Source organism: Cupriavidus sp. 05N39 (assembly GCF_056397325.1).
This window is the reverse complement of sequence record NZ_JBFTNE010000367.1, coordinates 1-390: the sequence shown is the minus strand read 5'-3', so window position 1 is coordinate 390 and position 390 is coordinate 1. Positions and strand designations below refer to the sequence as shown.

Sequence of the window (390 nt, the reverse complement as noted above, 5' to 3'; positions counted from 1 at the left end):
CCAGTACACGGTTCCGGCGGCCCTGCAGCCGCTGTGACCGGCACCCCGGGATGCATGTAACCAGGCCGTCATATGACAGTCGCTGCACTGTCATCGAATGGTTATGGAATGAGCGCCGGGCGGGACACCCCGCACCGTCATCCATCCCAGGAGCCACCCCGTGATCCACGCCTTCAAGTCGCGCGCCGCCGTTGCCGTCCTCGCCGCGTCGTCCGTGTTCGCCGCCAACGCCGCCGATGTGACCGGCGCGGGCGCCTCGTTCATCTACCCGGTCATGTCCAAGTGGTCGGCCGACTACAGCACCGCGACCGGCAAGAAGGTCAACTACCAGTCGATCGGTTCCGGCGGCGGCATCGCCCAGATCAAGGCGGCGACCGTTGATTTCGGCTC

The 390-nt window shown here is 66.4% G+C and carries 1 protein-coding gene; it reads left to right on the top strand.

Annotated features, from left to right (window positions below; all coding sequences use genetic code 11):
- Nucleotides 1-163: 163 nt before the first annotated feature.
- On the top strand, nucleotides 164-390 hold a 227-nt coding region (locus AC1DN0_RS41740), incomplete at its 3' end, for a substrate-binding domain-containing protein (RefSeq protein ID WP_477146704.1).